The organism is Clostridium sp. L2-50 (assembly GCF_000154245.1).
Classification (GTDB): Bacteria; Bacillota; Clostridia; order Lachnospirales; family Lachnospiraceae; genus Coprococcus.
Genome location: NZ_DS480314.1, coordinates 1 through 1444, shown reverse-complemented (window position 1 = coordinate 1444; position 1444 = coordinate 1). Strand labels below are relative to the sequence as shown.

The 1444-nt window shown below is 42.1% G+C and carries 2 protein-coding genes; both read right to left on the bottom strand.

The features are described from left to right. Positions 1–150 precede the first annotated feature (150 nt). A complete protein-coding gene (locus CLOL250_RS14095; RefSeq protein WP_008400654.1) occupies positions 151–414 on the bottom strand; it encodes a hypothetical protein in 264 nt (87 codons plus the stop codon). After that, the coding region (locus CLOL250_RS03195; protein WP_044944906.1) for an N-6 DNA methylase at positions 404–1444 on the bottom strand (1041 nt) is incomplete at its 5' end. The genes CLOL250_RS03195 and CLOL250_RS14095, both read right to left, overlap by 11 nt.

The following is a 1444-nucleotide window of genomic DNA, read 5'->3' as shown; positions in this document are numbered from 1 at the left end:
TATGTAAAATCAGGAACGTCATATTTCATAATGGCTGCTTTATCACCACGAGGCATCTTTGTGCCTTTTGAAGTCGACATCGAATAGTCAAAAAATGTATCGTTTGCAAGCACATAGTACAGGAAGCGCTTGCTCACGCCATTCTTTGCTCTAAAACACAAGAACATCATTAGAACACCCGCCATTGAACTCAGCAAACCATATCTTCTTAAAGTATGGCCTGATATTCGACACTAAAATATCACCGGCAAGGAATGCCTGTGTTTGCGCTACAGTCGGCAAGGAAGTCGCACTTGTGATGCCCCTCTTATTGGGCATCATATTCTCCGTAGATATATAAGTATCAGCATCCAAGATGGCGACATCAACTTTTCCCTTGGCATATTCGCATATATCTGCAAGATTATACTTCATACCCAATCGCCCCCAGCTTCTTCCTGATTTCGTCCTCCAGCTCATGCGACTTTGCAAACATTTCCGCCAGTTCAGATGTTAACCTATCCATCTTTTCCTCAAACGGCTCATCGTCAGCTTCTTGTTCTTCGATACCAACATATCTGCCCGGAGTAAGAATATAATCTTGCTTTTCAATTTCAGCCGTATCTGTAACAGCACAATATCCTTTTACATTTTCAAGAGTTCCATCGACAAAAGCCTCATAGGTATCTGAAATCTTCTTGATATCATCGTCCGTCAACTCACGAAGTTTGCGACTTACCATCTTGCCCATCTTGCGAGCGTCAATAAATAATGTCCTTCCTGGTTGCTTCTTCTGCTTATTAATAAACCAAAGTGAAACCGGAATCTGTGTTGTATAGAAAAGCTGAGTAGGCATTGCGACAATGCACTCAACCAAATCAGCATTGATGATATTCTTACGAATTTCCCCCTCTCCGCCTGACTGAGAAGAAAGAGATCCATTAGCAAGTACCATACCAATTCTTCCTGCCGGTGCAAGGTGATAAATCATATGCTGCAGCCATGCAAAGTTGGCATTTCCTGCTGGTGGTATTCCATATTTCCAACGCTGATCTTCTTTTAGTTTATCCAATCCCCAATCGGAAAGGTTAAAAGGAGGATTGGCCATAATATAGTCTGCCCGCAATGTTGGATGGCGATCATCTAGGAATGTATCTGCAGCATAGGTTCCAAGATCTGGTTCAATTCCACGAATAGCCAGATTCATCTGTGCCATCTTCCATGTAGTCGGATTTGAATCCTGACCATAGATAGAAATATTGCTGATGTTCCCACTGTGATTCTCTATAAATTTTGCAGATTGAACAAACATACCACCTGATCCACAACAAGGATCATATACTCTACCCTTAAAAGGTTTCAATACTTCCACCAAAGTACGCACTACACATGACGGTGTGAAAAATTCACCGCCACGCTTGCCTTCTTGTTCAGCAAACATAGAAGAATCCACCACAGTGCGAGA

Excerpts from the sequence above, each read along its gene's own strand:
- CLOL250_RS14095 (WP_008400654.1), bottom strand. The coding sequence starts at position 414 with ATGAAGTATAATCTTGCAGATATATGCGAATATGCCAAGGGAAAAGTT.